Origin of the sequence: Streptomyces sp. NPDC085866, from assembly GCF_044541035.1 — a bacterium.
Classification (GTDB): Bacteria; Actinomycetota; Actinomycetes; order Streptomycetales; family Streptomycetaceae; genus Streptomyces.
In genome coordinates this window covers 395,239-418,997 of sequence record NZ_JBITSQ010000005.1, presented here as the reverse complement: position 1 = coordinate 418,997, position 23,759 = coordinate 395,239, and the positions used below count along the sequence as shown (strand labels likewise).

At 66.6% G+C, this 23,759-nt stretch carries 26 protein-coding genes; 9 read left to right on the top strand and 17 right to left on the bottom strand.

Annotated elements, in window-relative coordinates; translation table 11 throughout:
* Positions 1-10 precede the first annotated feature (10 nt).
* From repSA to ACIF83_RS14940, 13 genes are all read right to left on the bottom strand, one after another.
* Positions 11-1,402, bottom strand: a complete 1,392-nt coding sequence (gene repSA, locus ACIF83_RS15000) for a replication initiator protein RepSA (protein WP_399726923.1) — start codon at positions 1,400-1,402, stop codon at positions 11-13.
* Positions 1,399-2,097, bottom strand: a complete 699-nt coding sequence (locus tag ACIF83_RS14995) for a DNA methylase (protein WP_399726920.1) — start codon at positions 2,095-2,097, stop codon at positions 1,399-1,401. The genes repSA and ACIF83_RS14995 overlap by 4 nt, the downstream gene beginning before the upstream one ends.
* Positions 2,090-2,503, bottom strand: a complete 414-nt coding sequence (locus ACIF83_RS14990) for a hypothetical protein (protein ID WP_399726917.1) — start codon at positions 2,501-2,503, stop codon at positions 2,090-2,092. The genes ACIF83_RS14995 and ACIF83_RS14990 overlap by 8 nt, the downstream gene beginning before the upstream one ends.
* Entirely contained in the window at positions 2,500-2,736 is a 237-nt protein-coding gene (locus ACIF83_RS14985) for a hypothetical protein (protein WP_399726914.1), read from the bottom strand. Before ACIF83_RS14985 ends, ACIF83_RS14990 begins: the two co-directional genes overlap by 4 nt.
* Complete coding sequence (locus ACIF83_RS14980; protein WP_399726911.1) at positions 2,733-2,939, bottom strand: hypothetical protein; 207 nt, start codon at positions 2,937-2,939, stop codon at positions 2,733-2,735. Before ACIF83_RS14980 ends, ACIF83_RS14985 begins: the two co-directional genes overlap by 4 nt.
* 92 nt (positions 2,940-3,031) lie before the next feature.
* Entirely contained in the window at positions 3,032-3,349 is a 318-nt protein-coding gene (locus ACIF83_RS14975) for a SpdD-like protein (RefSeq protein ID WP_399726908.1), read from the bottom strand.
* A gap of 24 nt (positions 3,350-3,373) precedes the next feature.
* Positions 3,374-3,529 (bottom strand): hypothetical protein, encoded by a 156-nt coding sequence (locus tag ACIF83_RS14970; protein WP_235460801.1) that lies wholly within the window; start codon positions 3,527-3,529, stop codon positions 3,374-3,376.
* A 17-nt stretch (positions 3,530-3,546) separates the two neighbouring features.
* Positions 3,547-3,750, bottom strand: coding sequence for a mobile element transfer protein (locus tag ACIF83_RS14965; protein WP_399726905.1), 204 nt, complete (start codon positions 3,748-3,750; stop codon positions 3,547-3,549).
* A 19-nt stretch (positions 3,751-3,769) separates the two neighbouring features.
* On the bottom strand, positions 3,770-4,435 hold the full coding sequence (locus ACIF83_RS14960) for a DUF2637 domain-containing protein (protein ID WP_399726902.1): 666 nt from the start codon (positions 4,433-4,435) through the stop codon (positions 3,770-3,772).
* 78 nt (positions 4,436-4,513) lie between these two features.
* Entirely contained in the window at positions 4,514-4,714 is a 201-nt protein-coding gene (locus tag ACIF83_RS14955) for a hypothetical protein (RefSeq protein WP_399726899.1), read from the bottom strand.
* Positions 4,711-4,917, bottom strand: coding sequence for a hypothetical protein (locus ACIF83_RS14950; protein WP_399726896.1), 207 nt, complete (start codon positions 4,915-4,917; stop codon positions 4,711-4,713). Before ACIF83_RS14950 ends, ACIF83_RS14955 begins: the two co-directional genes overlap by 4 nt.
* 83 nt (positions 4,918-5,000) lie before the next feature.
* Positions 5,001-6,350, bottom strand: a complete 1,350-nt coding sequence (locus tag ACIF83_RS14945) for an FtsK/SpoIIIE domain-containing protein (RefSeq protein ID WP_399726893.1) — start codon at positions 6,348-6,350, stop codon at positions 5,001-5,003.
* Positions 6,351-6,355: 5 nt separating this feature from the next.
* Entirely contained in the window at positions 6,356-6,703 is a 348-nt protein-coding gene (locus ACIF83_RS14940; protein ID WP_399726890.1) for a hypothetical protein, read from the bottom strand.
* Positions 6,704-6,892: 189 nt separating this feature from the next.
* On the opposite strand from ACIF83_RS14940, the gene ACIF83_RS14935 reads away from it, so the two are divergent.
* The 6 genes from ACIF83_RS14935 to ACIF83_RS14910 all read left to right on the top strand — a co-directional run bounded on the left by ACIF83_RS14935 (position 6,893) and on the right by ACIF83_RS14910 (position 15,087).
* Positions 6,893-7,213 (top strand): putative quinol monooxygenase, encoded by a 321-nt coding sequence (locus tag ACIF83_RS14935; protein WP_399726887.1) that lies wholly within the window; start codon positions 6,893-6,895, stop codon positions 7,211-7,213.
* Positions 7,210-8,448, top strand: coding sequence for a helix-turn-helix domain-containing protein (locus ACIF83_RS14930; protein ID WP_399726884.1), 1,239 nt, complete (start codon positions 7,210-7,212; stop codon positions 8,446-8,448). Before ACIF83_RS14935 ends, ACIF83_RS14930 begins: the two co-directional genes overlap by 4 nt.
* A 3,094-nt stretch (positions 8,449-11,542) precedes the next feature.
* Positions 11,543-12,040, top strand: a complete 498-nt coding sequence (locus tag ACIF83_RS14925; protein WP_399726882.1) for a hypothetical protein — start codon at positions 11,543-11,545, stop codon at positions 12,038-12,040.
* Entirely contained in the window at positions 12,040-12,324 is a 285-nt protein-coding gene (locus ACIF83_RS14920) for an FmdB family zinc ribbon protein (protein ID WP_399726879.1), read from the top strand. The genes ACIF83_RS14925 and ACIF83_RS14920 overlap by 1 nt, the downstream gene beginning before the upstream one ends.
* 247 nt (positions 12,325-12,571) lie before the next feature.
* Positions 12,572-13,510, top strand: coding sequence for an HNH endonuclease (locus ACIF83_RS14915; protein ID WP_399726876.1), 939 nt, complete (start codon positions 12,572-12,574; stop codon positions 13,508-13,510).
* A gap of 275 nt (positions 13,511-13,785) precedes the next feature.
* Positions 13,786-15,087 (top strand): restriction endonuclease, encoded by a 1,302-nt coding sequence (locus tag ACIF83_RS14910; RefSeq protein WP_399726873.1) that lies wholly within the window; start codon positions 13,786-13,788, stop codon positions 15,085-15,087.
* A gap of 378 nt (positions 15,088-15,465) precedes the next feature.
* Here ACIF83_RS14910 and ACIF83_RS14905 read toward each other — a convergent pair whose 3' ends face one another.
* The 3 genes from ACIF83_RS14905 to ACIF83_RS14895 form a co-directional block, all read right to left on the bottom strand.
* A complete protein-coding gene (locus ACIF83_RS14905) occupies positions 15,466-16,536 on the bottom strand; it encodes a DNA cytosine methyltransferase (RefSeq protein WP_399727172.1) in 1,071 nt (356 codons plus the stop codon).
* A 228-nt stretch (positions 16,537-16,764) separates the two neighbouring features.
* On the bottom strand, positions 16,765-17,613 hold the full coding sequence (locus tag ACIF83_RS14900; RefSeq protein ID WP_399726870.1) for a NaeI family type II restriction endonuclease: 849 nt from the start codon (positions 17,611-17,613) through the stop codon (positions 16,765-16,767).
* A gap of 474 nt (positions 17,614-18,087) precedes the next feature.
* The gene (locus tag ACIF83_RS14895; RefSeq protein WP_399726867.1) at positions 18,088-18,495 is read right to left on the bottom strand and encodes a DUF6083 domain-containing protein; all 408 of its coding nucleotides are present in this window, start codon (positions 18,493-18,495) and stop codon (positions 18,088-18,090) included.
* Between the two features lie 528 nt (positions 18,496-19,023).
* Between ACIF83_RS14895 and ACIF83_RS14890 the strand changes: the two genes are divergently transcribed.
* The 3 genes from ACIF83_RS14890 (at position 19,024) to ACIF83_RS14880 (ending at position 21,652) form a co-directional block, all read left to right on the top strand.
* Complete coding sequence (locus tag ACIF83_RS14890; protein WP_399726864.1) at positions 19,024-19,860, top strand: hypothetical protein; 837 nt, start codon at positions 19,024-19,026, stop codon at positions 19,858-19,860.
* Positions 19,857-21,338 carry an NADH-ubiquinone oxidoreductase-F iron-sulfur binding region domain-containing protein gene (locus ACIF83_RS14885; RefSeq protein ID WP_399726861.1) on the top strand — a complete coding sequence of 494 codons (1,482 nt, stop codon included), beginning with the start codon at positions 19,857-19,859 and terminating at the stop codon, positions 21,336-21,338. The genes ACIF83_RS14890 and ACIF83_RS14885 overlap by 4 nt, the downstream gene beginning before the upstream one ends.
* 65 nt (positions 21,339-21,403) lie before the next feature.
* Complete coding sequence (locus tag ACIF83_RS14880; protein ID WP_399726858.1) at positions 21,404-21,652, top strand: hypothetical protein; 249 nt, start codon at positions 21,404-21,406, stop codon at positions 21,650-21,652.
* Positions 21,653-22,549: 897 nt separating this feature from the next.
* Here the strand turns inward: ACIF83_RS14880 and ACIF83_RS14875 are convergent.
* Positions 22,550-23,320: a calcium-binding protein gene (locus ACIF83_RS14875; protein WP_399726855.1), complete on the bottom strand. Its 771-nt coding sequence runs from the start codon at positions 23,318-23,320 to the stop codon at positions 22,550-22,552.
* Positions 23,321-23,759: the final 439 nt, after the last annotated feature.

The following is a 23,759-nucleotide window of genomic DNA, read 5'->3' as shown; positions in this document are numbered from 1 at the left end:
AACTCGTCTTTCACGTCAGCGCTCCTTCCTGGAGGAGTTGGTCTTGTAGGGCTTCGCGGGCGGTTTCGCGGTTGAGCTGGAGGTCGCGGGCGATGGTCGCGGCGAGGACCGATTCGCCGGGGGTGTGGCCGTGGCCGGCGTACTGCCAGTCGGCGAGGACGAGGACGGTGTCCGGCTCGCGATCGTCCAGGCCGAGGGCTTCGCGTTCCTGGGCGGCCCGGTAGTCAGCGCGTACCTGCCGGAGGGCGCCGAGAGTGGTGGAATAGCGGCGGGACTTCGAAGAGAAGTGGCCGCGGAAGCCGAGCATGTGCGCCCAGGCCCACAGCCGCCGGTCCGGGTACAGCGCGTCCAGGTCCCAACATGCGGTGATCAGGCGGCGAGCGTGGTCAGGAACGCCGTGGCGGTGGAGTTCGGCGAGTTCGCCGATGCGGCGGTCGAGGGTGCCGGTGTTCTCGGCGGCTTTGGTCGCGTACTTGGCGACGTAGGAGGCCACGGCCTGTTCGGTGAGGTCGGAGCCGTCACCGAAGGCCTTCACGGGGCGGATGTCGAGTTCTCGGCCCCAACGGAGCGTGCGGGCGGGTTGGTCGCCGATCGCGGGAACGCGGAGACTGGTGTACGAGTGCCGGACGGCGGCCCGGATGGCATCAGTGAGCAGGTCGACGCTGGCCCAGGAGGGCGGTGCCGAGTCGGCTCCGTCGGGGCCGTCGAGGCGGATCACGGCGTGGAAGTGGATGGCGCCGCGTTTCTGGAACTCTGCGACCTTGCCGTAGGAGACCCGGCAGGCTTCGGAGAGTTCGCGCTGGGTGAGGCCGGCGCGCTTGGCGATCTCGCGCCGGAGCCGGTTGGTGAAGCGCTGCCATAACTCGCCGGCGTGGTTGTTGAACAGCACCGCACCGGCGTAGTCGTAAGCGTCCGGATCAAGGGCGGTGCCAAGGGCGGGATCGTCCTCGCGGTGGTGACGGCCGCAGCCGCAGTGTCCGTGGTCGGGGCGGTTGTGGACCGGGCCGAACGAGGGTGCGGTGAGGGTGGCGAATACACGAGGGTGGTCCCGAACGGTGGCGGGGACGTCCCGGCGGTCGTCCCCCGCGAGCCCAGCGCGGATGAGGTGGTAGGTGTCGCCGGCGTAGGTGTAGGCGCAGGAGGGGCAGCGGGAGGCGCGGCGGTTGCCACAGGCGATGCGCAGCCGGCCGCCCGGTTCTCCGTGGCTGGTGTAGCGGTGGAGGATCTCGCCGGTGGTCCTGTCGACGCGGACCGTCCAGCCGCGCAGGTGAATGGGGTCGGCGCAGCCGCCCGTGCGGTGGATCTGATGTTGCCAGCGGTCGAAGTCGGGGGCGGAGGCCACCCGCAGCAGGTCGACGAGGGTGGTCGGATCGAGGCCGGTCAGGGTGGCGGTGTCGGTCATGCGAGCGCCTCCTGACGGGCAGTCAGGAATGCGATGCCGATCCAGCGGGTGTAGGCGGGCGGGATCGCCTCGGTCAGCTCCTCGTGAACGTGGGTCCAGGTGATGCCCATGGCGGCTTGCATCTCGGGGATGGTGGCCTTGCCGCCGCCGTCCCCGTATGCGGCGAGGTAGGGGCCGTCACGGTAGATGCCGTGACGCCAGCCGCGCACGTAGCCGCGATGCTTGGGGTGGACCGGCCGTGACGTGGCCCAGCGGCCGAGCTCGAAGTTGCGGTGCCGCAGCACGCCGAGGCCGAACATCTCGCCGCACAGGGTGAGGTCCTTGCGGATCTCCGCCTTGCCGTTGGGCTGCTCAATCACGTACGGCAGGCCGGTCCGATCGAGCAGGACGCGGGTGGGGGCCACCAGGTCTTCATGGATGCCGCCCCAGCCCTGGGACCGGTTGGTGCCCACAGTGAGGGCGCAGCCGGCCTGGCAGGGCGGGGAGGCGTGCACGAGGGTGTAGCGCTCGATATCGCCGGTGGCGATCAGGTGGGCGAGGTACTGCAGCGCGTCGCCGCGGTGGTACGGGAAGGGGTAGCGAGGGCGGTCGGCGATGTCGCAGCCGTCCACGGCGTAGCCCGCCAGGTGGTAGCCCCAGCCAGCCCCGCCGGAGCAGGAGAACAGGTCCAGTACGCGCGGGCCGAGGTCAGGCATGGGCCGCCTCCCGCACCAGGTCGAGGAGGTCGGGGGTGGGGGTCCACAGGCCGCGGGCACCGGACCAGGACACGGGGCGGTGCAGGCGACGGACGTCGGTGAGGTGCCAGTGCCAATGCCCGGGGACGGACCACAGGGTGCACATGCCGTCGTCTTCGTGGCAGTCGTCCAGGCGAGCCCAGCCGAGGACTGCGCCAGCCGGCTGCGGGCGGTGCAGGAAGGGACGGGCCATGACCGCGTACCTGGCGGCGGGGTCGATCGTGACGCCGGCGTGGATGAGCACCCAGCCGCGGTAATCGGTGGCCCAGCGCCGGTTTTCGATCCGCTTGGTGGCGTACGCAATGGCGGACGCCCACGGCTGCCACACGGTCAGGGCGCGAACCTCGACGGGATTGCGGTGGGTCATTCGGCCACCCCCGGCGTGTCGTCGTCCAGAACATCCAGCAAGCCGGCTGCCTCGGTGGCTGCCGCGGCGAGATTGCGCAGGGCCTCGGAGGCGCCGGGGGTGGCGAGCAGTGCGATCTCGACGAAGTCGCCCTCGATGCGGAGGCTGACGAAGGGGTAGGCGCGGTCCGCGAAGGGGGTGACGCGGTAGCGGGTGTCCGGCTCGATGTGGGCCGAGGTGGTCAGAGTCTTCACGCGGCCACCTCGACATCCGCAGTGGTCAGACGTGGGCGGAGGGACACGGTGCCGGCACCGTGGCAAGCGCCGCAGTCGACGCGGAGCAGGACGCGGGTGCCGTCGCGGTGGCGGATGCCGGCGGGTACGACGGCGGTGGCGAAGCCGTCGCAGTTCGGGCAGATCCGCGTGGTTGTGATCGTGGCCGGGTTGGAGCCGGGCATGATGGAGGTTCCTTCCGGTTCTTGTGGATCGGAGAGGGGCACGGCGCCCGGGCGGCGGAGACTTGGCGGTTTCAGGGCCGCCCGGGGGCCGGTCAGCGTCGCTTCGCGTCGGAGGCGACCAGGGAGCGCAGGACGACTGCGCACACGGCGACCGAGGCACCGGTGATGGCGACCGCGAGGAACATGGAGACCAGGACGGCGCCGACGACCAGGACCACGAACGTGCCGCCGCCGAGGAGGGCGATCACGGTGCCCGGGGTGAGCTGGATCGTGGGCCTGGACGACGCCGGCGCGACCGGGACGGGCGGCGGGGTCTGAGCGGCCGGGATGGTGGTGGTCGGCGCGACCACGGCGGGCGGGGTGGTCTGCCCGGTCGGTGTGGGCATGGTCGGGATCTTCGGGCGGAGCATGTGTCAACTCCCGTCTGCAGGGGATTACTTGACGAATGGGTCGATGGCCGGGGCAAGAAGGCTGTTGGCGAGGATGTAGCCGCCGATCAGCAGGACGATCACAAGCCAGAGCGGCGGGCGGGCGAGCTTGACGCCGGCCACGGCGATGCAGGCGATGAAGAACCACAGCGGCACGGACACGGTGTGAGTCCTTTCGGCTAGTGCCTGCTCTTGATCCGGCAGCGGTGGCCCTTGGCCGCCACGCACACGGCGCCGTAGTTGGTGTATTCGGACGACCAGCCGCACTGATCAGCGGTGCAGGAAGCGACGTAGCCCTTCTCGCCGTTCTTTGTGAGGGCGCGGCCGATCTCGACCGGGCCGTAGCGGGCGAGGCGTTCGAAGAGGAAGAACCGGTGTCCCATCGGTCGATACCCTTTCTGATCAGGTGAGTTGGGCGGCGATAGCGGCTGCCATGGGCGCAGGGACGCCGAGGCGGGCGCGCAGCGTGTCGGGGTCGATCTCGTTGCCGGTGCGGGCGCGGTGGTCGTCTGCGACCTTGCGGGCGTGGGCGACCAACGCGGGCGGCACTGACGTGGCTGGAGCGGGCGCGGCGGGGGCCGGGTCGGCGGCAGGCAGGGCCGGAATGCCGTCGACGGGAGGAACCGTGACCGGCTCCGACTCAGGTGTCGGGGCGGCTGCACGTTCGACGTCCAGGACGGAGGCCGTGGGCACCGCCGGGTCGGTGGACGGTTCGGCGGCGTGGACGAGCAGGGTGCCGCCGAGGAAGGCGAGTGCGGGCCAGCCGGCAACGCCAAGGCGGAGCAGGGCGGGCGGGTGGGCAAGGTCGAGGAAGCCGGCGGTAGCGATGTTGGCGCCGAGCGAGGAGACCAGGGCGATCAGGAACCAGCACCAGGCCAGGCTTGAGTGCTGTGCCCGCAGTCGGCGCCAGGCGGAAACCATAAGCAGGTCGACGGAGATGGGGTAGGCCCAGGCTTTCCAGCCGGACTGTCCGGCCGCGGCGGCAATGTCGTGCAGGTGGGCGAAGGACAGGGCTCCGGCGATCACGGCTTGGACGAGCAGGACGACGGACCAGATGGAGCGGGTCATGGTCTTCACCTCCTTTGCGGAGAGCTGGGCCAGGGCCGGGCGGGGAGCGGTGTCCGACCGCCCAGCCCCGGCGGGCGTTCAGCCGGTCGGGCTTTCGCCGGTGCCCCAGCAGGTCAGGCACAGACCGGTCTGCCGGTCGTCGGTGGCGCAACCCTTGCGGGTGCCGACCTTGACGGCTTCGGTGACCTCGCCGGTGCCGTCGCAGTTCTGGCACTTCGCCGGCTTGGGCGGAGCCGTCTTACGGCGGGCGGCGGGCTTCTTCGCGGCGGGCACGGTCACCGCCCCTCTCCGGGGTACTCGGGACCCTCGTTCGGGTCGTAGCCGGGCGGGAACGTCCCGGGCGGAGGCTCGGGCAGTGAGGCGGCGAGGGAGGAGCCGACGATCTCGATGAAGTCGATGTCGGCTCCGGCGGTGTCGCCGTAGAGGGCGAGCTGACCGGACATCCGGACGGTGCGGGTGAAGTCCTCGCAGTCGGGACACATAGCGGGCTTGCTCCCTTCGTGAGGCATGGCTCGGGTAGGGACCTGGCGCGAGACGGTCACGCCGACCGTGGAACGGGGCGGAGTCAGGCGGCCTTGGCCACCGCAGGCGCCTGGACGGGGGCGAGATCCACCAGCGGGCGGAAGCGAGCCAGCTCCGGAAGATCCGGCGTCAGATCGGCATGCCGGTTGCAGGCAGTCACGGCCTCGCGCATCGAGGTGTAGGCGGAACGGATGCGCGTCCACTCGCCGCTGGAGTAACCGACCACGGCCATGCCAGGCTGGTCGTTGCGGATCTGCGTGGCGGCGAACACCGCGTGCGGGGAGACATCCCCGAAAGCCATCTTCGAGCTGGACTCGTCGTTGACCCTGTGGGACATCCGGCCGGTGAGTTGAGCGCGGAGCATGGTGATGCCGTCGCCGAGCTCGGAGCCGAAGCGCTGGCCGTAGATGTCGACGAAGATGCCGGCAGCGCGACCGAGCTGGGCCAGCCGGACCAGGGCTACCACGGCCCGCTCCCGACGCTTCTTCTCCGCGGTAGTGGTGAACAAGGCCAGTTCGGCGATCTCGTCGATAGTGAGGACCACGGGCACCGGGCGCAGGTCCTCGGGCAGACCCCAGATGTCCGCGGTGATCTCAGCATCCGGAGTGTCCGCACTGACCCGCTGCTCGCGGCGGATGATCTGATAGATCCTCTCCATGCGCGCCACCAGGGCCTCAAGGAGATCGGCGGCATCGTCGGGATTGTCGGCCAGGCCCGAGAACCGACCTGCCAGCGGGGCGAGTTCCACTCCGTTCTTGCAGTCGATGCCGACCAACGCAACATGCTGGGCAGCGAGTTCCTTGATGACCTGGCGCTGGGTGACGGACTTGCCGGAGCCGACCGCCCCCAGGGTGATCGAATGCGGTGTCTGCCTGTAGTCGCGGTAGTGGACCGAGCCGTCCTCGCGCAGCGCCACCGGGATGCGCAGCTCGCTGCGGTCGACGCGGGCGGGCATCTGCACCCGCTTGAGCACGTCGTAGCCGGTCATGGCGACTTCGACGGTGCCGGGTTTGATCTCGCGGGAGGTGACCTGGTGGACGCCGAAGGCGTGCCGCAGCCGGTCGACCGCGGCCGAGTAGTCGAAGGCATCCTGACCAGGCCGCATCCGGATGCGCAGCCGCAGACCGGTCCGGGTCGGCTTGATCCACAGAAGCCGGGGAACCCGCTGCCGCGGGGTCTCCCAGTTGAACCAGCGAGCCAGGGTCAGCCGGAACCGCGAGGCGGCGACCGTCAGGTCACAGGCGTCCATCACGGACGCGTACCGGATGCGGACCTTGAGGGTGGCGAACAGGACGCCGAAGGTCATCCAGTACCAGGCGGGTCGCCGCCACCGCAGCAGCAGCGCCAGTCCGACCAGGACCGCTAACGCGGCGACGATCAGCAGCTTTGCCATGGTGTTCAGCTCTTGCCGTTCGAGCCGGCCGGGGTGAGCTGCTTCGCGGCAACCGCAATCGCGCGGTAGGAGATGCCGTGCCCGAAGTCGTTCTCCCACGGGCGGGCCACCAGCCCCGGGAGCTCAACCGGCATGCCCGCCACGAGGTCCGGCTGGATGCCGTCCTCGGCAACCACGATCGTCACCGCGTCCGGACGGCCGTCCACAATCACGGCGACGCTGACGTTGTAGAGCACCTGGCCCGACTGCCGATCCGTGGCGACCTCACCGGTCTCACGGTTCTTGACCTTCTTCTCCGGGACCTGGATCAGCATGACCGTCATCGCGGCGGTGTCCACGGGGATCTGACGCATGATGGAGTCTCCCTGTTGGGACAAGCCCCGGGCAGCGTTGTGATCTTGGCGGATGGCACGCAGCCCGGGGCGGCTTGTTGTTCGACACCACCGAAGGTACTCGCAGAAAAACTGCGGGTCAACAGAAAAACTGCGACTAGTAGCAGAACTCCGAGTCTGCGAGACTGAGCGCAACGAGAAGGAGGAACTATGAGCAACTTTGGGCTCTTCGTCCGCTTCACGCTGCGCGATGGTGCAGGAGAGGCGTTCGACGCCCTGGTCCGAGAGACCGCCACAGGGATCCGTGCGCACGAGCCCGGCACGCTGGTGTACGCCTGCCATGAGGTGGAGGGTGCGCCGAATGAGCGAGTCTTCTTCGAGCTGTACGCCGACCATGCCGCCTTCGAGGAGCATGAGCGTCAGCCGCACACTCGCCACTTCCTGACAGAGCGCAACAAGTACGTCGAGAAGACCAAGGTTGATCGCCTTCAGCCGTACACCGGCAAGTACCCCACCGGGGCCGAGAAGTGAGCGATTCCGAGACCAGGACCGTCGGTCAGCGGGTTAGGGAGCTGCGCAGAGCCGCCGGCATGTCACAGAGCGACCTTGCCGCGGCGATGGGACGTTCCGAGAGCTGGGTTTCGCAGGTAGAACGCGGCGTACAGCCTGTTGAGCGGCTGTCGATCCTCCAGGGTCTAGCCGATGCTCTCAACGTGTCCGTGCGAGATGTCCGGCCCGATGCCGCCCCAGCCGAGGAGGCCAGGGCGGAGGAGGAGCAGCCGAAAAGCAACGACCTCGACGGCCTGCGCGTAGCCCTTACTGGGCATCCAGCCCTGGGCAGTCTCTTTCAGCAGGCCCCGGCCGAACCGACACCGTCGCTCGCAGACTTCGGTCGACGAGTGGAAGAGGCATGGACGCTTGCACACGCGTCGAGCTACGCAGCCCTGAGCGATCATCTTGCCAAGCTGCTCCCACTCATCGAAGCAGCCGTACGGCACGCTCCCGCCTCTGAGCGCGCAGAACTGCACCTGTTGCGGGCCAAGGCGTACCAGGTGGCCGCGGCAAGCTTCACCCGCCAAGACCAGGCCGATGCGGCATGGGTCGCGGCTGATCGAGCCCTGGAGGCGGCCGAACTCGCCGGCCAGCCGTTGGAGGTTGTCGCGAGCCTGTTCCGCATGGCGCACGCCTTCATGCGGCAGCAGCACATGGAGCAGGCCGAGCAGGCAGCAAGGTCCGCTGTATCCGTCATGGCCCCAAGGGCAGAGGCCCCAGCATGCCCGCCGCAAGAACTCTCTCTACTTGGCGCCATGAACCTGGTCCTTGCGGTGATCAACGCGAGGGAAGGCAACCGAAGGCGGACCCATGAGCACATCGACCGAGCGCGAGAGATCGCGGCGCGGTTGGGTGAGGACCGCAACGACTTCGACACGGAGTTCGGGCCGACGAACGTCGAGATCCACGCCGTAAGCACGGCTGTGGAGTTGGGAGACGCCGGGCTTGCCCTGGAAGTGGCCCAGCGGGTTGACGCATCGGGTCTCTCCCCGGAGCGTCAGTCACGTTTTCTGCTTGACGTGGCGCGAGCACACGCGCAGCGGCGACACGTCGGCGAGGCCACAGCCGCGCTCTTGGAAGCCGAGGCTCTGGCGCCCGAGCAAATCCAGGATCACCACTTGGCCCGCGAGGTCATCCGCGACTTGCTCCAGCTTTCGGGCCCTCGCATCCCTGAGTCGCTGCGCGACTTGGCCGAGCGGAGCGCTGTCGTCTAGTCCTCGCTGAGACAAAGACCTGGAGACGAGCTGATCGCCTACAGGCCGCTGCTGTCCCTGCTTTGGCTTGACCTGTTGTCATCGCGGCTCCGGGACGTGCTGGTCGCCGAGTCCGTCGCCTACGGCTCCGCCCGGTAGTCAGGAGTGGAGCGTTACGAAACCTCCCCGGGTGTTGCACACTCCCGCAGGTAAACCACCTGCTGAGCGCATGCTGTTCGCACTTCGTGGCTTCGTGTGTCAGGCTCTTGCCCGCATCGGACACACGTGTGTCTGTAGCTGCTCCTGCCTTCCTCTGAGGAAGGCAGGGGCCGCTTCGCGTCGGGGCGGCTACTGCCGTCCTGCATGCCCCTACCGCGCTAGTTCATTCATCTCGGCCCCGGTCTATCGACCGGGGCCTTTCGCGTTTTCGGAGGTCTTCGTGCACGTACTGTCGGCTGGTTGGCTGGCCAGCTCCTTGCCTTATGTGGGGGGCCTCGCTGTGATCATGGTCCTGCTCGCGGCGCTGGTGGCCTGGACTATCCGGCCGGTGCTAAAGAAGTCCCGAGCTGAGGACGTGCCAGCTGTTCTGGTCGGGCTGAGCTGTGTGATTGGGGCACTGTCCTGCTTCCTACCCTGGGGCAAGTGGCGGAACGTCCCAAGCCAGGCACCCGCTCCTCTCGCTCCGGCGATGGAGGACCTGTCTGGCCCTGTCGCCCCCACAATCAGCATCGCCGCCGGCCAGTTTGCGATGCTCCGGCAGGCTGTCACGGAACAGGGCACCTTGGCGAGCAAGCTGTCAACCGCGCGGGAAGGAGGTGAACGATGAGGCGGCAGGACTTCTTCCGCGACCCCACAGCAGACCGTGCGGACACCAGCGTCGTGTGTCGAGTACTCGATGCCTTGAACGACGTTGAAGCCACCGTGTTCCTCATGACAGTCGTCCTCGATTGGCCCCTGACGCAAACTGCCCGCTTGCTGCGCCGCCCCGAGGAGGAGGTACGCAAGAGGCACCGCAAGGTCCTGCAAAGGCTGGAGCTACCGATCCACTGGTGGAGGACAGTAGGCGAGCTCGGTGGAGGACGGACCCCTGTTTCGGCAGAGCTGCGCAGCTGGGTAAGGGAAACGTCCGAGGCACTCATCCGCCGCTGCCCTCAATGCGATGAGCCGTTCATGCTGCAGCACTTGCTTTCAGCGCATGGGGGCCGCCCCCGCCGCTTCTGCTCGAACGCTTGCCGCCAGGCGGCATACCGGAAGCGTCGAGCGGCCCCCACGGCCGGAGCGCTGGAGCCCGCTGCCGTCCCGGCAACCTACCTGCCGGCCAAGCCCAGGCCACACAACCCTCCCCCGGTGACCTGTACCGTAGACCGCCGCCTGTCACGATCGGAGCCCTACGAGGAGTCAGGTGTTTCCTGTCTGCTGTTCCACGGGCACAAGGGTCAGCACCGTGCACTGGCTAAGTCATGCGCGGACGGTCAGCCAGCGTGGGTTGGCTGGGAACACGAGTCCTCCCCAGCAGTCCTGTATCACATATGTCGGTGCGCCCTGCCAGCTGGCCATGCCGGCGCATGCCTAAGCAGCGAGCGCCTTTGGAGTACGGGTCAAACCGCCCTGATCTGGGATCAGAATCTCGCGAAGGCAGTGCGGGCGAGAATCTCGTTCCCATCACCTGACAAGGCGGTGCCGAAGTGGCATCGCATCGTAACGCCTCGGACGCCCCAGAAGAACGACCACATCGGATAACGAGAGGTTATCCGGAGCGGGCCCCGGCCCGTTCACTCATCACGCCCGATCAGAAGAAGCAGCACCGGTGCCGAAGAACCGGCCGCGGTCAGTCCGGGACAGGGCACCTCGCCCGCCAAAGAGCAGACGAGTGGCTGCCGGCATCCCGAGGAGCTAGGCCTGGAGAGTCTGCTGTTCCAGCTCAAGGAGGCCCTTCTCACGGACGGTTATGACCTTCAGGGGGACGACCGGACCATTCGGAGGGAGACCGAGCCCGACAGCTGGATCGAAATAGACACGGGGCCCGTCGTCTATCGCATCTGCTCGACCGAAGCGCCCAGCACCGAGACGACCCGGGAGAACAGCGCCCTGGAGGTGCAGCTCGATGCGGGGTCGCCCTCAATCACTACAAGCAGGCTGCCGACAACCTGAACCTCCACAACTACGAGGCCATGGACGGCTGCCGCTGGAGCGAACGCGGTAGGAGTTTCCCTACTTCATCAAGGCTCGCTGCGCTCGCTCGTCCGGCGGCCGACGGCGCTTGTCGATCATCGCCAACCCGGCCGCCGCACACTCCGCCCAGGCGCATCAACGGCCGCTCCCGGCCCGCATGCCACCGCCACCACGATCCGGCCTCGGAAGGGGAAAGACGCAACAGCGGTCGGATCTCAACGCCCCGTTTCTGGGGCTACCACGCACCCCTTTCCACCCGGTTGCCTACAGCAGTAGGTCGGATCAACCGAGGGCCGCGCAAGCGCGGCGGCGCCGGCCGGTCGCCGCCGCGCCGCCTCCATGTCTTCGCCACCGGCCGCACGTCGCCGCCCGTCCGTCGCCACACGCAGCGGCCACATTCCAACACGGGCACGGGGGCGAACGGTGATCCCCAACGGTGCAGGTCAAAGACGCTTTGTGTTACCGCAAGAGGCCAGATCGTGGTGGCGGTGGCATGCGGGCCGACTCTGCCAGATGCGCGGGCGTTCGTATGGCCCGCTGATCCCGCACCAGGCCACCGGCAGTCCCGACGGCGCGACCTTGAGGGTGGCAGAACCCCTCTATGGCTGGGGCGGTCGGCTCCACGACTTTAGCCAGCCACTTTGGCGCGAGCCTCGAAGATCATGGCCCCAACGTCGTGCTTTACCGGGCAGGTCCACAGCCTGCCCGACGCGCCGGAAGCTTACGGGGCCATGATCACTCGCGCCAAAGCAGCTCCCGGCCAAAGTCGCTCCACCGACCGCGTGGTAAATCTCCTCAGCGAACCTCACCTGGTATTTGCATCCGCACGGGCCTCACACATCGCATCTCGCACTCCCGTTCGGCTTGCGTCGCTTTCATTCATTTCCTGCCTGCTCTGTGTGACCATGACGGTGTGACGGACACTGGTTGGTCAGCAGAGAGCATGAGTCTCATCAATGATGAGCTCAAAGGGCGAATAGCTTCTGAAGTGGCTGCTGTGACGCGCCTAGAAACAAAACTCACCTTGTTGGTCGGGTTTGTGGTGACGGCTATTCCCTTGCTGCTGTCTCGTAAGCTTGAGTTGATTACCGGACTTGCGGCTCTTGCGGCCCTTGTTTTCGCCCTGTGCATTTCATTGGACGGCCTGCGCCCCCGCCGCTGGGCCGTTGTGCCGGAACCACAGCCGTTCGTTGAGGAGCTTGGCGGTAGTTCGCGAATAGAAATTCTCGGCGTCTTGATCGGAACGCGAGTCGACGCGTTCGAGGGCAACAAAAGGATCGGCGAAATAAAAGGGCGCCGGATGCATCAAGCTCTGATCGTTCTTTTACTTGCTGCCCTCTTGAGTGGCGCGAGTGTAAATCTTGGGCGAGCGGATACCGCAGAGGGATCTAAAGGCACGAATAGCTGCAAAGTAAACGCCAGCGAAGGAGACCACCCATAGTGCCCCTGTACGACTACACTTGCCATGACTGCAGGCAGGACTTCGAGACGCAGATCTCCTTCAGCGATTTGGGCAGGGTAGTACGCTGCCCATTAGGTCACGAGAACACGGTGCGGCTCTTCACGTTCGCATCGTATCTCCTCGCCCGCGGCCGGAATGGGAGCAATCCGGAGCCGGCACCTGAGCCAGTGCCAGAGCCACCTCCGGCACCGCCCGCGGCTCCGCCCAATCCGTATATCCGCTCTAGCGGTTCGATCTGCGGGGGTATGTCTAACGTGGGCTGAAGATCCTTCCTGGCCGTGCCGGGGAGCCACAGGGAACAGCAGTGGTCGCCGGGTGACTGCCCCTCAGTCCGCCCATGTGGACAGTTCGAAGATCAGAGCAGCAACCGCCCCACCTCGCTCCTGAAGCGGTGATGGGCCGCTCAGCCGCCGTACGCCCGCGCACGCCACCAGTAAAGCACCGTCCTCGACAGCGACCGAGTCAAGTTAGGCTGCCTGCACGATCTTGCAGTCACGCGGGGAGGGAACTGTGGCAGCAGAGGCGGGGATGGATCCTGCAATGGCTCTGACGGATGTGATGGTGACCGCGAGGCGCTACCTAAAGGCTATAGAGCAGACGCAGGACACCGAGCTCGATCAAGACTCATGGCTGGACTCCGCGGCGGAGATCGGTGTTCTGTCGGGGGAGATGCGTGAGGCGCTCTCACGTGTGAACCGAGCTTTCGGGATTAAGTCCGGTCGCGACGCCATACTGCTCTACCTGAGGAAACACGTTGGACAGTCGGTCCCGGCTGATGCACTGGCAGGAGTGGCCTGCATCGCGGAGTGGGCCCGCCGAGTCCGTGAACTTCGAGTGGAGTACGGCTGGCCTATTGAGTCGGGCATCACCAGAGACGACATGCCGCACGACCATTATGTACTCACGGCAGACCAGCCCGACGAAGAACTGGCAGAGCGATGGAGGCTCGCCAAATATGCGCGAGGTTTGAAGGCAGGCGGAAAAATCAAGATGCTCACCTATTTGCAGACCATCAGCCCGCAACCGGCCGATAAAGATTTGTTGTCCTACATCGCCGGAATCAAGTCCTATGCCCGCAGGATCCGCGAGTTGGAAGAAGAGGGTTGGCAGGTCGTCTCGAGCATCGATGATCCAACCCTTCCACCCGGCTCGTACCGACTCCCTACCCTGGACAAACGCCCCCCCAGGGTGCGTGAGGCCATCAAGCTCCGATACGAGATCCTGGAACGCGACAACAAGACTTGTCAGGACTGCGGCCGAATTCCCGGCCAAGGGGTCTCGCTTCAGGTTCATCACATCCTGCCAGTGCACCAGGGAGGGATGAACGACAGGGACAATCTCGTGACGCTGTGCTCTGAGTGTCACGGCGGCCGCCACGCCCTGATGGGCAGCAGCGTCGAGGATGAGCTACTCAACCCTGACCGGGAGCCGGACGTTCACACGCACTAAGCGCCAACTGGGTGCTGCCAGGTTCGAAGCGCGGCACCCCAGCCGGCGAACAGCTCGGCTCCATCGTCCTGAGTCAGATGCCGACTCTGTCATCGCAGCTTGAGCCTGATCATCCCTCGTGGGCAGGCTTTTAGGTAGCGCGGACGAGGATGCGACACCGGCGATGCACGCAGGTCCTCCCGCGCACGGATGGAACGAAGCGACACGGCCGCCTGTCAGTGATGGCCAGTACGGTTTGCCATGAGGTCGTCGGGAAGGGCTGTCAGGGGGCAATCTTGAGTGGTCAGTTGCGGGTGGGTCAGGTGTATCGCTATGCCTCCGGGAAGAATCCTGACCCACCGATACTGGATGGATTTCCCAACTTCCATCATGTGACTCACTCGCCCAAGCTCCCGCGAGCCCTGCTGGAGGCCGGCATCAACGGCATGGCGAAGGTGCACACTCTGCATGGGGACAGGCGTCCGGTGATTCTCATCCGGTCGAGCCCATGGAAGGCTGGCACGGAGCAGACTCCGTGGCACGACATATTCGACATGGACAACGGGCACGTTCGCTACTTCGGCGATCACAAGGCCACGACTCCCGTCGAGCCAGGAAAGACCAACGGCAACGCCGCTCTGCTCGATGTCTTCACAGGACATCAGGGACGCACTCCGGGGGAACGAGCTAACGCTGTCCCGTTGCTACTGTTCCGCGCCGTCTCACGCAGCGGCAAGGTCAAGGGGCATGTCGAGTTCTGCGGTCTGGGCATCATCGAGCGGGCTGAGCGACTGGTGCAGTGGGGTGGCAGCGAACACACCACGTTCACCAACTACGTCTACGACATTGCCCTCATCGACCTCACCACCGAGCACGACAAGCTCTCGTGGGAGTGGATCGAATCCCGCAGGAACAAATCTGTGAGCGACGCGTCGTCGCTCGAGCTCGCCCCACGAGCGTGGCGCGAGTGGGTCAAGCACGGCAACTCGGCACTGCCCAGGCTCCGCCGGCGTGTTGCTCGCGCCAAGGTGACCAAAGTGCCGGAGCAGCGACCCAAGCCAGGCACCATTGAGGCTAAGGACCTGGAGCTGATCTACAAGTACTTCGATGGCCGCAAGCACGACTTCGAGGCCGTCGCCTCCGCGGTCGCCGCGCGGGTGCTACGTGGCTCCGGCAATAGCTACGTCGAAGGGTGGCTGACCCGTCGGTCTGGCGACGGAGGAGCGGACTTCGTCGGTCGGCTCGATATTGGCAGCGGACTTGCCAGCACCGGTCTTGTCATTCTCGGGCAGGCGAAGTGCGTCAAGCCGGACAGTCTCGTATCTGCCGAGCAGATCGCTCGGGTTGTCGCCCGGCTCCGACGCGGCTGGATCGGTGTGTATGTCACCACTGGGGCCTACTCTGTGCCCGCGCAGATCGAGATGGTCGAGGACCAGTATCCGATCGTGTTGATCAATGGATTGGATCTGGCTCGGGAGCTCAGGCGCATGGCTCGGGATGATCACGGCGGAGACCTCGAAGCCTGTATCGAGCACATACTGACCGCGCGCGAGACCGCGGTCACGAACCGGCGCCCTGAAGAGATCCTGCTGGAGTAGCGCTCCGGAACTTACGTCCGATTCGTGGACGGCGGCTATGGATCAAAGCCATCGTCGCACCCCCTAACCAGTGGGATGCGCAGGCTCCCAGGACACCCTGGGAGCACCGTTCAGGTGTTCCGGCCCGGCTCCCAGGCCCTGAAGGGGCCCACCGACGAGTACGAGCCAGCCGGCCCGGATGCCATCGAGTCGGAGGGCCTGGGCGTGGTGTTCTCCGCCGACGGGCCCGGCATGGCGATGTCTCTAGCCGGAGAAACACCAACCCAAGGTCACGCGCCCGCCTAAGTTGCTTCGGAGCAGGATAGGTCGAGTGCGTGATCGGCCACCTCAGAACACCTCAGAGGCTCATACGCTTGACTGCGAATGAGCTCCGGCGTGTCAGGGCGCCATGCAGGAACTAGCGGATGACTCGAGACCTGCTTGATCACTTCCCTCGCCCTTCCAGAGGGCGAGTTTCCCGAGCACATCATCCGACGGCGAGTCCCATCCGAACGCGGCGCTCAGCACGTGGATGGCAAGACGGGGTGGAACAGCGTTCCCGATTTGCTGACCAACATCATTGCCCGACCACGGATAATCTCGAGGGAAAGTTTGCAATCTGCCAGCTTCGGAAAAGGTGAATCGCTCGAGCTCTTCCCCGGTCTCGGAAACCAGACGATTACGAGAGATTTTCCCTGTTACCGTAGCTGAAGGCTCCCATGATCCGCGGCGGCCTCGCGCCCTGGGGTCCCCTCCCGTGCCATAATTGGAGATTACCAGGAAGGGATACGGGCGGTTCAACACCTCTCCCATACTCACCCAGGGATCTAGGCGACTATCACCAGTCTCGCGGTTGACGCCTTTCCGATATGGCCGATGAGTGACCTCGGGAAGGCTCACCTTTTTAGCATCCTTGCGAGCGATAAGAACCGCTCTTTTACGGGTCTGCGGTACACCGTATTCCTCGGTGCGCAGGATCCCACTATCCGTGGCATACCCTTCGGCTGCCAGGACCTCTTCATAGAATTCCCAGACTGGAAGCACAGCCGGGACCTGTTCAAGCACAATCGCTTTGAACGGTCTGCCGCTGTCAATCGCCTCTAGTGCCCAACGCAACGGTTCCAACACGAGCCCGGTTCGCTCGTCCTCCATCTTCGCGAGATCACGATCAATCTGATCACGAGGCTCCCGGGCAACGATGCGCTTGATGAAGGCCAGCACATCATCGAGTGCTCTGCGGCCAGCACCACCGCCGGCGACTGTGAAAGTCTGGCATGGTGGCCCGCCTGCGAGGACATCTGCATCAGGGAAGTCCGCTGGTCCGTAGTCACGGACGTCGCCCTCGATCGTTGCCAGGCCAGCCGCGCGCCGGGTCATGCAAGCTGCGCTGTCCCACTCAATGCCCACAGTTGCGACACCGAGCTTCTCTGCTGCCACGTCTAGCCCACCAGGGCCAGCAAAGAGGTCCACGATCTGGGTAGGTTGCACTTGGTCTCCAGGAGTCGTTGTGGGCTGATCTGGCACATCGGCTCCACAAGCGATCGTTCAGCAGCGATCGATGAGCGTACCTGACGGCACTGACAACAGGACTCACGCAGCAAGGTCATCCGTCGTGCCCGACGCAGACTGAGTCCCTGTGGTGCAGGCGCGGTAGGCCTAGCGCCACGCCATACGTCGAGCACCAACATTTTTTAGAGGCTAGAACAAGAAGTCTGCGCCTGCAGATTCTCCTTGCACCACCGATTCATTGGGAATGGCAACCCAATCCCCCGGCCCCAAATCGAATCCGAAACCTTTCGCCACGGTTCGATCGCTGACCCACTTACCGCACAAGAGAAGGATTCCTTTTTCTGCAGCCTTGTCCTTGATTGCGCGAGCCCTGCGCATAGGATCTTGATTTCCCGCGCACACGGTGAGTATGACACTCCTCTCGATCACTACCTTGGGTAGGTAGGTGAACAACCTGAGTAGCCTGACCTCTTGCCCTCGCCCGAGCTCGAAGACTTGCTCTGCCTGACTCTCGGTAAGCAGAGTGAGAGGATTTATCGGCAGCCGGGTCCAGTCATACAGAGGAACGCCCCATTGATTGCGGGCATCTACAGCGATGCCACGTTTTCCATCCTTGTTTCCTTTGCCTCGATAGAGCCAAGACGTATGAGTTCGAATCAGCCAGCTTCGATGAGCGTTGTCTTTCAGGCGCATTTGGGTGCAGATACAGAGGTGGCAATGCGCTTCTGTCGGGATCGCCCAGTTGTCACCCACCGTACTTTTCAAATCGACTGGTACGCCAGCGAGCTCAATATCGAGCGGCTTAGACTTCTTCCACTTGAAAACACGCTGAACTTCGTATTCCAGCTTCGCCCCGACGGACGCGCGTTCCCCTGGATGAACGTCCTTCGAGAGGAGGTCATAGCGACCAGTGCGCGAACCGTCGAGGACGTAATCCATTGAAGAGCGGATGGCTTCAGTGAAGCCATCGGCCAAGTTGTGCTTCCCCAGCTCCCCGAGGACGAGTTGAAGCTCCGTGTCATCCGAAGGATCGCGCAAGACGCTCCCTTCCGAACGACAGCCCTCGCCCTGGCACGCCGAGCCCAACGGCTGCAGCTTCAGTCTCCCCATGGCTGCCCCCACCACCCGTGATGTAGTTCGATGTCGCGGGCAGCCTAGCCAGGGGGTCTGACAGGAGCCGGGTCAACCCTGCTGTGCGGGGGGGGAGAGTTAGGCGTGGACCATTCGTGGACGAGCCAGCCGCAGCTCCTCAGTCACAGGTCCAATGACCAGGTCAAATGCCTGGGACAGCACCGCCCTCCGGAGCCGTGTGCGCAGGTTCGAATCCTGCCGGGGGCACCCAACATGAGGTGCCCAAAGACCCCGTCACCAGCGGAAACGCTGAGGCCGGGGTCTTCGCGTATGTGCAGCGGCATGTAACGTTGAGCGGCCCCAGGACGGGGCCTGTCGGATATTCGTGGACAGGATCTGGGGCATTCGCCCTGGTCAGCCCTAGCGTTTTCGGAGTGCCCGTCAGCCGGCGTCCGGCCATTGCTCAGGAGGCGGAGGCGGCTCCGGCTCATCCCGTTCCGCCTGCCGCGCGTTCTCCCCTCGCAGGGCCGTCAGCCACGGCCATAGATCCGGGAGTGGCTGTGCCGGGCAGGCCAATCGGTGCTCGATACGGCACCGCTGGAACTGATCCGGTGGGCACACCCCATAGACGGTCACCCGCCCATCGGACAGCTCGATCCACCGGTGCTCCGCCGGCACCCGCTGCTGGCGGCAGACGCTACACGAATCAGGGCGGCCGATCGGCGTCTTCGGGAAGGCGAACACGGAAGGGATGCCATGAAATGTTCTCTTTGCGAAGCCGAAAGGGCCGGTTCTGTGGGCAACCTCTAAATGTCCTCTGAATCCTTTGTTGAGATGATGCTTCGGCATGGTGATTCCGCCGAAAGTGAGCGCCCCGCGTGAAATGCGTATTTACTCTCGGCGTCGACCACTGGGAACTTTTCGACAATTGGAGCACCGACGGAGGAAGTCGCCACGCCGGGGCCGGCATGATCCACACGCGAAGCTCTCCTACAGACTCGGCTGGCGCCCATGGGGCGTCGAACAAACCGCCTGAGCTCCAGGTGATCGCCTGGCCTGGATCGCGACACGGCCCATGGCTCCCGCACGGGTGAGCCTGGTCACGCCGCTCTCGGCATCTACTAGGCAAGGTCGTGGACCACGAACTGCCACCTGCGCCCGGGAAACCGGCATCGATGCCGGGTCCCGCTACGGTCGTGGACCGTACCTGGGCGGTTGGCACTGGGCTGGGGTCCGAGCTAACGATGTGCCCTGCCGTTCAGTGCCGCCGGTGCCACGCTCCCCGGCGGTGCCCTTCCCCGACGTGGGCATGCGGCATCCCGATCCGGTGCCGCCACGGCCTGGCCACGCAACCCGAGCGCAAGAAAGAAGGTGCCCATGTCCAGCGTCGCCCTGCTCGCCCGTCCTGGGCTCGGCGCCGCGTCGGCCGCAGCAGTCGGCCGGGTGATGGCCTTCCTGGACTACTTCGCCGGCGTCTTCACCCTGCTCTCGCTGACCGCCGTGGTGACATGCGGGCTCGCCGCCACCGACCGGCTGGTGCTGTCCCCCCGGCTGCGGGTGGCCGTGCAGTCGGTGCACCGGGCGAGCGCCGTCGCGGCGCTCGGCTTCCTGGCCACTCACATCGCGGTCAAGGTCGTCGAGCGGCACGCCGCTCCGCAGACCGCGGTGGTCCCCTTCACCGGCGGCACCGCCCTCGCGGTGAGCCTGGGCACCATCGCCGCCGACCTGCTCGTCCTGATCACGGCCACCGGCGTGCTCCGCGGCCGGTTCGCCGGCAGCCGCCGCCCCTGGCTGTGGCGGGTGCTGCACTCGACGGCGTACGCCTGCTGGCCGATCTCACTGGCACACGGACTGACAGCGGGGCGCAAGGCGCACGCGTGGGTGCTCTGGGGCTACGGCTTGTGCGCGGCCCTGGTGGCGCTCGCACTGATGGTCCGTGCCCTTTCCTACCTGGGCCGACACCGGATCCTGCGCCGGCGCCGGCGCGGCACCAAGGCGTATCGGCCCGCTGCTGTCCGCCCGGCCGCGCTGGCCGCCCTGTCCACGGCGTCCGCTCGGCCCGTCACCGGCGCCCGCCCGATCGCCTTGGCCGGCTGGCCCGCGGCACCGATGACGGCGGCTCGCCGGTCCGTGCAGAGTGCCGGCCTGCCCAAGCACGCCGCGAGATCAGGGCCCCGGCCGGTCCGCCCGGCCCAGCCGGGGAGCAGCGAGTGAAGGTCGCACCGCCGAAGCTGCTCGAGGCACGCTGGCTGGATTCGGCCCGGCTGACCGCCGGCCTGGACCGCCACCAGCGCCTGGACCTCGCCGCGCACACCCGTGTACACCTGCCGCTCCACCAACCGGGCCGGGACGGTCTGCTCGCCCTGGCCGAAGCCGTCGGCCTGTCCGGTCGCGGCGGTGCCGGCTTTCCGTTCGCCCGCAAGGCCCGGGCCACGCTCGCCATCGCCGACCGCATGGGCGCGCCGCCGGTCATCGTGGTGAACGGTGCGGAGGGCGAACCGGCCAGCGCCAAGGACAAGCTGCTGCTCGCCCGCGCGCCGCATCTGGTACTGGACGGCGCCTGCCTGGCCGCAGCCGCGTTCGGCGCCGAGGAGATCGTGATCGGCGTCGCCGCGGGCAGCCCCGGCGAGATATCGGTCCCGGCCGCCCTCGCCGAGCGCGAACTTCCCTGCCCGGCCCGGACCATATGCCTGCCCGACCGCTTCGTCTCCGGCGAATCCGGGGCCCTGGTCCGTGGCATCAACGGTCTTCCGGTGGTACCGGCGCCGTTGAAGGCCCGCGCGGCCGACGGCGGAACGGGCGGGGTGCGTCGCCGTCCGACGCTGCTCTCCAATGCCGAGACCTGGGCCCAACTCGCCGTCGCGGCCCGGCTTGGACCTGACTCCTACGCCGCCGTCGGCACCGCAGCCGAACCCGGCACGGTCCTGCTCACCGTCAACCGGCCGGGCGCCGATCCGCTGGTGGTCGAGGTGCCGACCGGCACCCTGCTGGACCCGGTACTGAACGCCTGCGGCATCCAGCCGGGCGCCGGCGTGCTGGTGGGCGGCTACCACGGCGCCTGGTTGCACCCGTCGGACGCAATCGCCGCGCCGCTCTCCCGCGCCGGACTCGCCGCCCTCGGCGGGACCCTTGGTGCGGGGGCGATCGTCGCGCTCCCCGACGCCACCTGCCCGCTCGGCGAGATTGCCCAGGTCGCGGCCTGGCTGGCGGCCGAGTCCGCCGGCCAGTGCGGACCGTGCAAGCGCGGCCTGCCCGATGCCGCAGACGCCCTGGCCGTGCTGGCCGCCGGTGCTGCCGAGCCCGCGGTGCTGGAGAACGCCCGGTGTGCCCTCGGCGCGGCCCAGGGCGGTGGGGCCTGCTCGCACCCGGACGGCACGGCCCGCTTCCTGCTCACCGCGCTGGACGTCTTCGCCGAGGACGTCGACGCCCACCTGTCAGGCCCCGGCTGCGGCCGTCCCGTGCAGGGCGTACTGCCCCTCCCGCCTGCGAAGGGCGCCCGGCTGGAGGTGGACTGGTCCCGCTGCACCGGTCACGGTCTGTGTGCCGTGCTGGCCCCGGACCTCATTCGCCTCGGCCCGCACGGTTACCCGACCTCCACCACCATCCCGGTCGCCCCCTGGCAGGAGCACGGCGCCCGCCGCGCCGTGAACCAGTGCCCGGCCCTGGCAGTGCGTCTCCAGCATCGCGTGTGACTCCTCACCTGAGGCCCCCTCGCGGCTGCAGGCACCGGCGCTGTGGCAACCGGACACGACGCCGATTGGAACACGAGACGACGGAAGTGTCCCACCAGGCGCAAGTACAGGAGGACCAGCGCCTGCTGCTCGCCGAGCGCATCGCAGCGGCCCGTCAAGTCCTGGACACGCTCGAACGCGACCTCGCCCGGGCCGTGCCGCCGCCGGGAAGCAATCCCATCACCCGGCAAGGACCCCATCCCAAAGGGTCTGCGGTGCTCACCGCGTTGACCAACGCCGACAACTCAGCAGCAGGTCAGGACGTTGATCGATAAGGCGGCCGCAGGTCACGGCCTTCCGGGATCAGTTGCGGCTGATCAGACGGGGATCCAGTCTGGCCACTGTGGAGGGACGTTACTCGCCGGGCAGAGGCCGGAGTCGCCGGGATAGCCGTCCAACGTCCCTCGGCTGGCGAAGAACCACCAAGCCGGCGCCGCCGTCGCAACAACCACCAGCAGGGTCGGCAATGAGACGCGGACCGCTGTCGGCGCGCGAAGCACCAGGCGTCGGCCGATGCCCCACGCCATGAGCCCAATGAGTGCTTCGCCTCCTACCACCAGAGGGAGCAAGAAGTTGAGTTCCAAGCGTCCGCCGGCGTCGTAACCCGCATCGCAATAGGCACGCGCCCAGACGCTCAGCGACCAAGCGACGCAGCCCATGGCAGCTCCGAACAATGCGGAGCCCGCCCAGGGGAGACAGGAGTTGGATATCGGCTTGGCTGTGTCCACGCCGAGACACGACATCGAACACACCGCAGACGGTTCCACAAGGGGCAGGTGAGTGTCCGACGCGGTTTTCAGCTGGATCAGGGCGGAGAGAGGCACATGTGCCCTTCACGTGCCCGATCGGGCAGAAAGCGGCAGGGAACAGCGGGGAGTGACGGTGACCGGCTCTGGAAGCGCCGGTTCAGCGGCTTGCCGGCTCAGGCCGCACCCGCATACGCGATCTTCCACGCTGGAGCTGTACAGCGCGGAAGTACAGCAACCGTGGCGGCCGCAGGAGGCCGTCACGAACCGCTGGAATCCTCATGACCAGGGCGGGAGCCCTCAACGACCTTCGTGCCCCTAGTTCGCATCGAGGTGCAACGCACGACACCCCCGCTCGGGCCGTCTCTGGCCGTACGGGGGCGCTCGCTTGCCGCCAATGCGGCGGAGACCGTCGTCGGAAGAGCCCTACTTCAGCGCGACCCCGTCCCCCGCTGCCGTCGCCGAGCTGGTCGTCCCGGTTCCCGCGAAGTGCCAGCGCCAGGTGCCGGAGGCGTTCGCCGTGGTCGTCGTCTTCAGCTTGCCCGCGCTGTCGGTGGTCACCGTCTTGACGGTGGTGTACGTCGAGGCGCCGGACTTCTTGAACTGCAGGGCGACCTTCTGGGCGGCGAAGCCCGTGTAGGTGTTGGTGTTCCAGTCGGCGCGGGTCAGGGCACCGGTCACCGTCAGAGTTTTGCCCTTGGCGACCGGTTCGGGCGTCGCCTGGGTCGTCGTCAGTTTGGCATAGCGCTTGATCTTCATCGTGGCGCTGCTGTCGAGCGTGTAGAAGTCACCGTCGTAGGCATAGGTCTCCATATCGAGGTGCCAGGTGCCGGCGGAGCTGTTGTGGAGGTCGGCGTAGTCGGTGCGGTCGGGCTCCAGGCTGTACGACCAGGTGCACTTCATGGTCGTCGACGTGGGGCGCGTGCACGTCGCCGCCGACTTCGCATACTGGATGCGGCTGTCGGAGCTCACCAGCTTGAGGCCGGCCATCATCCTGATGCCGGAGTTGTCCTTGGCGGTGGCTGTGACGGTCAGCTTCTGGGGCTGGCTGATGCCGACGTTGACGGTGGTCTTGCTGAAGGTCACCGAGGTGAAGACGGTGTCACCCTTGTGGTCGTCCGCCTGCGCGACGGGCGCGAGGAGAGTGAGCAGCGCCAGGCTGCCGACGGTGGCGACCGCGGCCGTACGGATGTGCATGGTTCTCCAGGAACGGTGGGCCGGATCTCTGCTCAGGGAGTCCGGGCGTGCAGAAGACCATCCACATGGGGGATTGGTTGTACGTACACCTCAAGTTGTTGTAGGCGTGTCCCGGGCGTGCCCGAAGCAGCGAGCTTCGACGGAGAACAGCGGGGACTTGCAGGGCGAACGCCCGAACCGCAGCCCGGTACGAGCCCGGCCAGTTGGCCCTACGCGTACGCGCTCACGCCTCCCACCTGCGCGTGCGGCGCGAGCGGGAGGCATTTTCGTGCCCTGGAACCTCAGCCCAAGTGATCTTGCCGCCGGAGTGCCCTGCCGAGAGCCTTCCGGGCCCGGTGGTAGAAGCGCCGGAGCGCGTGCATGCCGTGCTCCCGAGCGGCGGCGTGCTCGCGGCTTGAAACTCCTCGCCGACGTAGGCGTGGACGGGTCCTGGTCACCC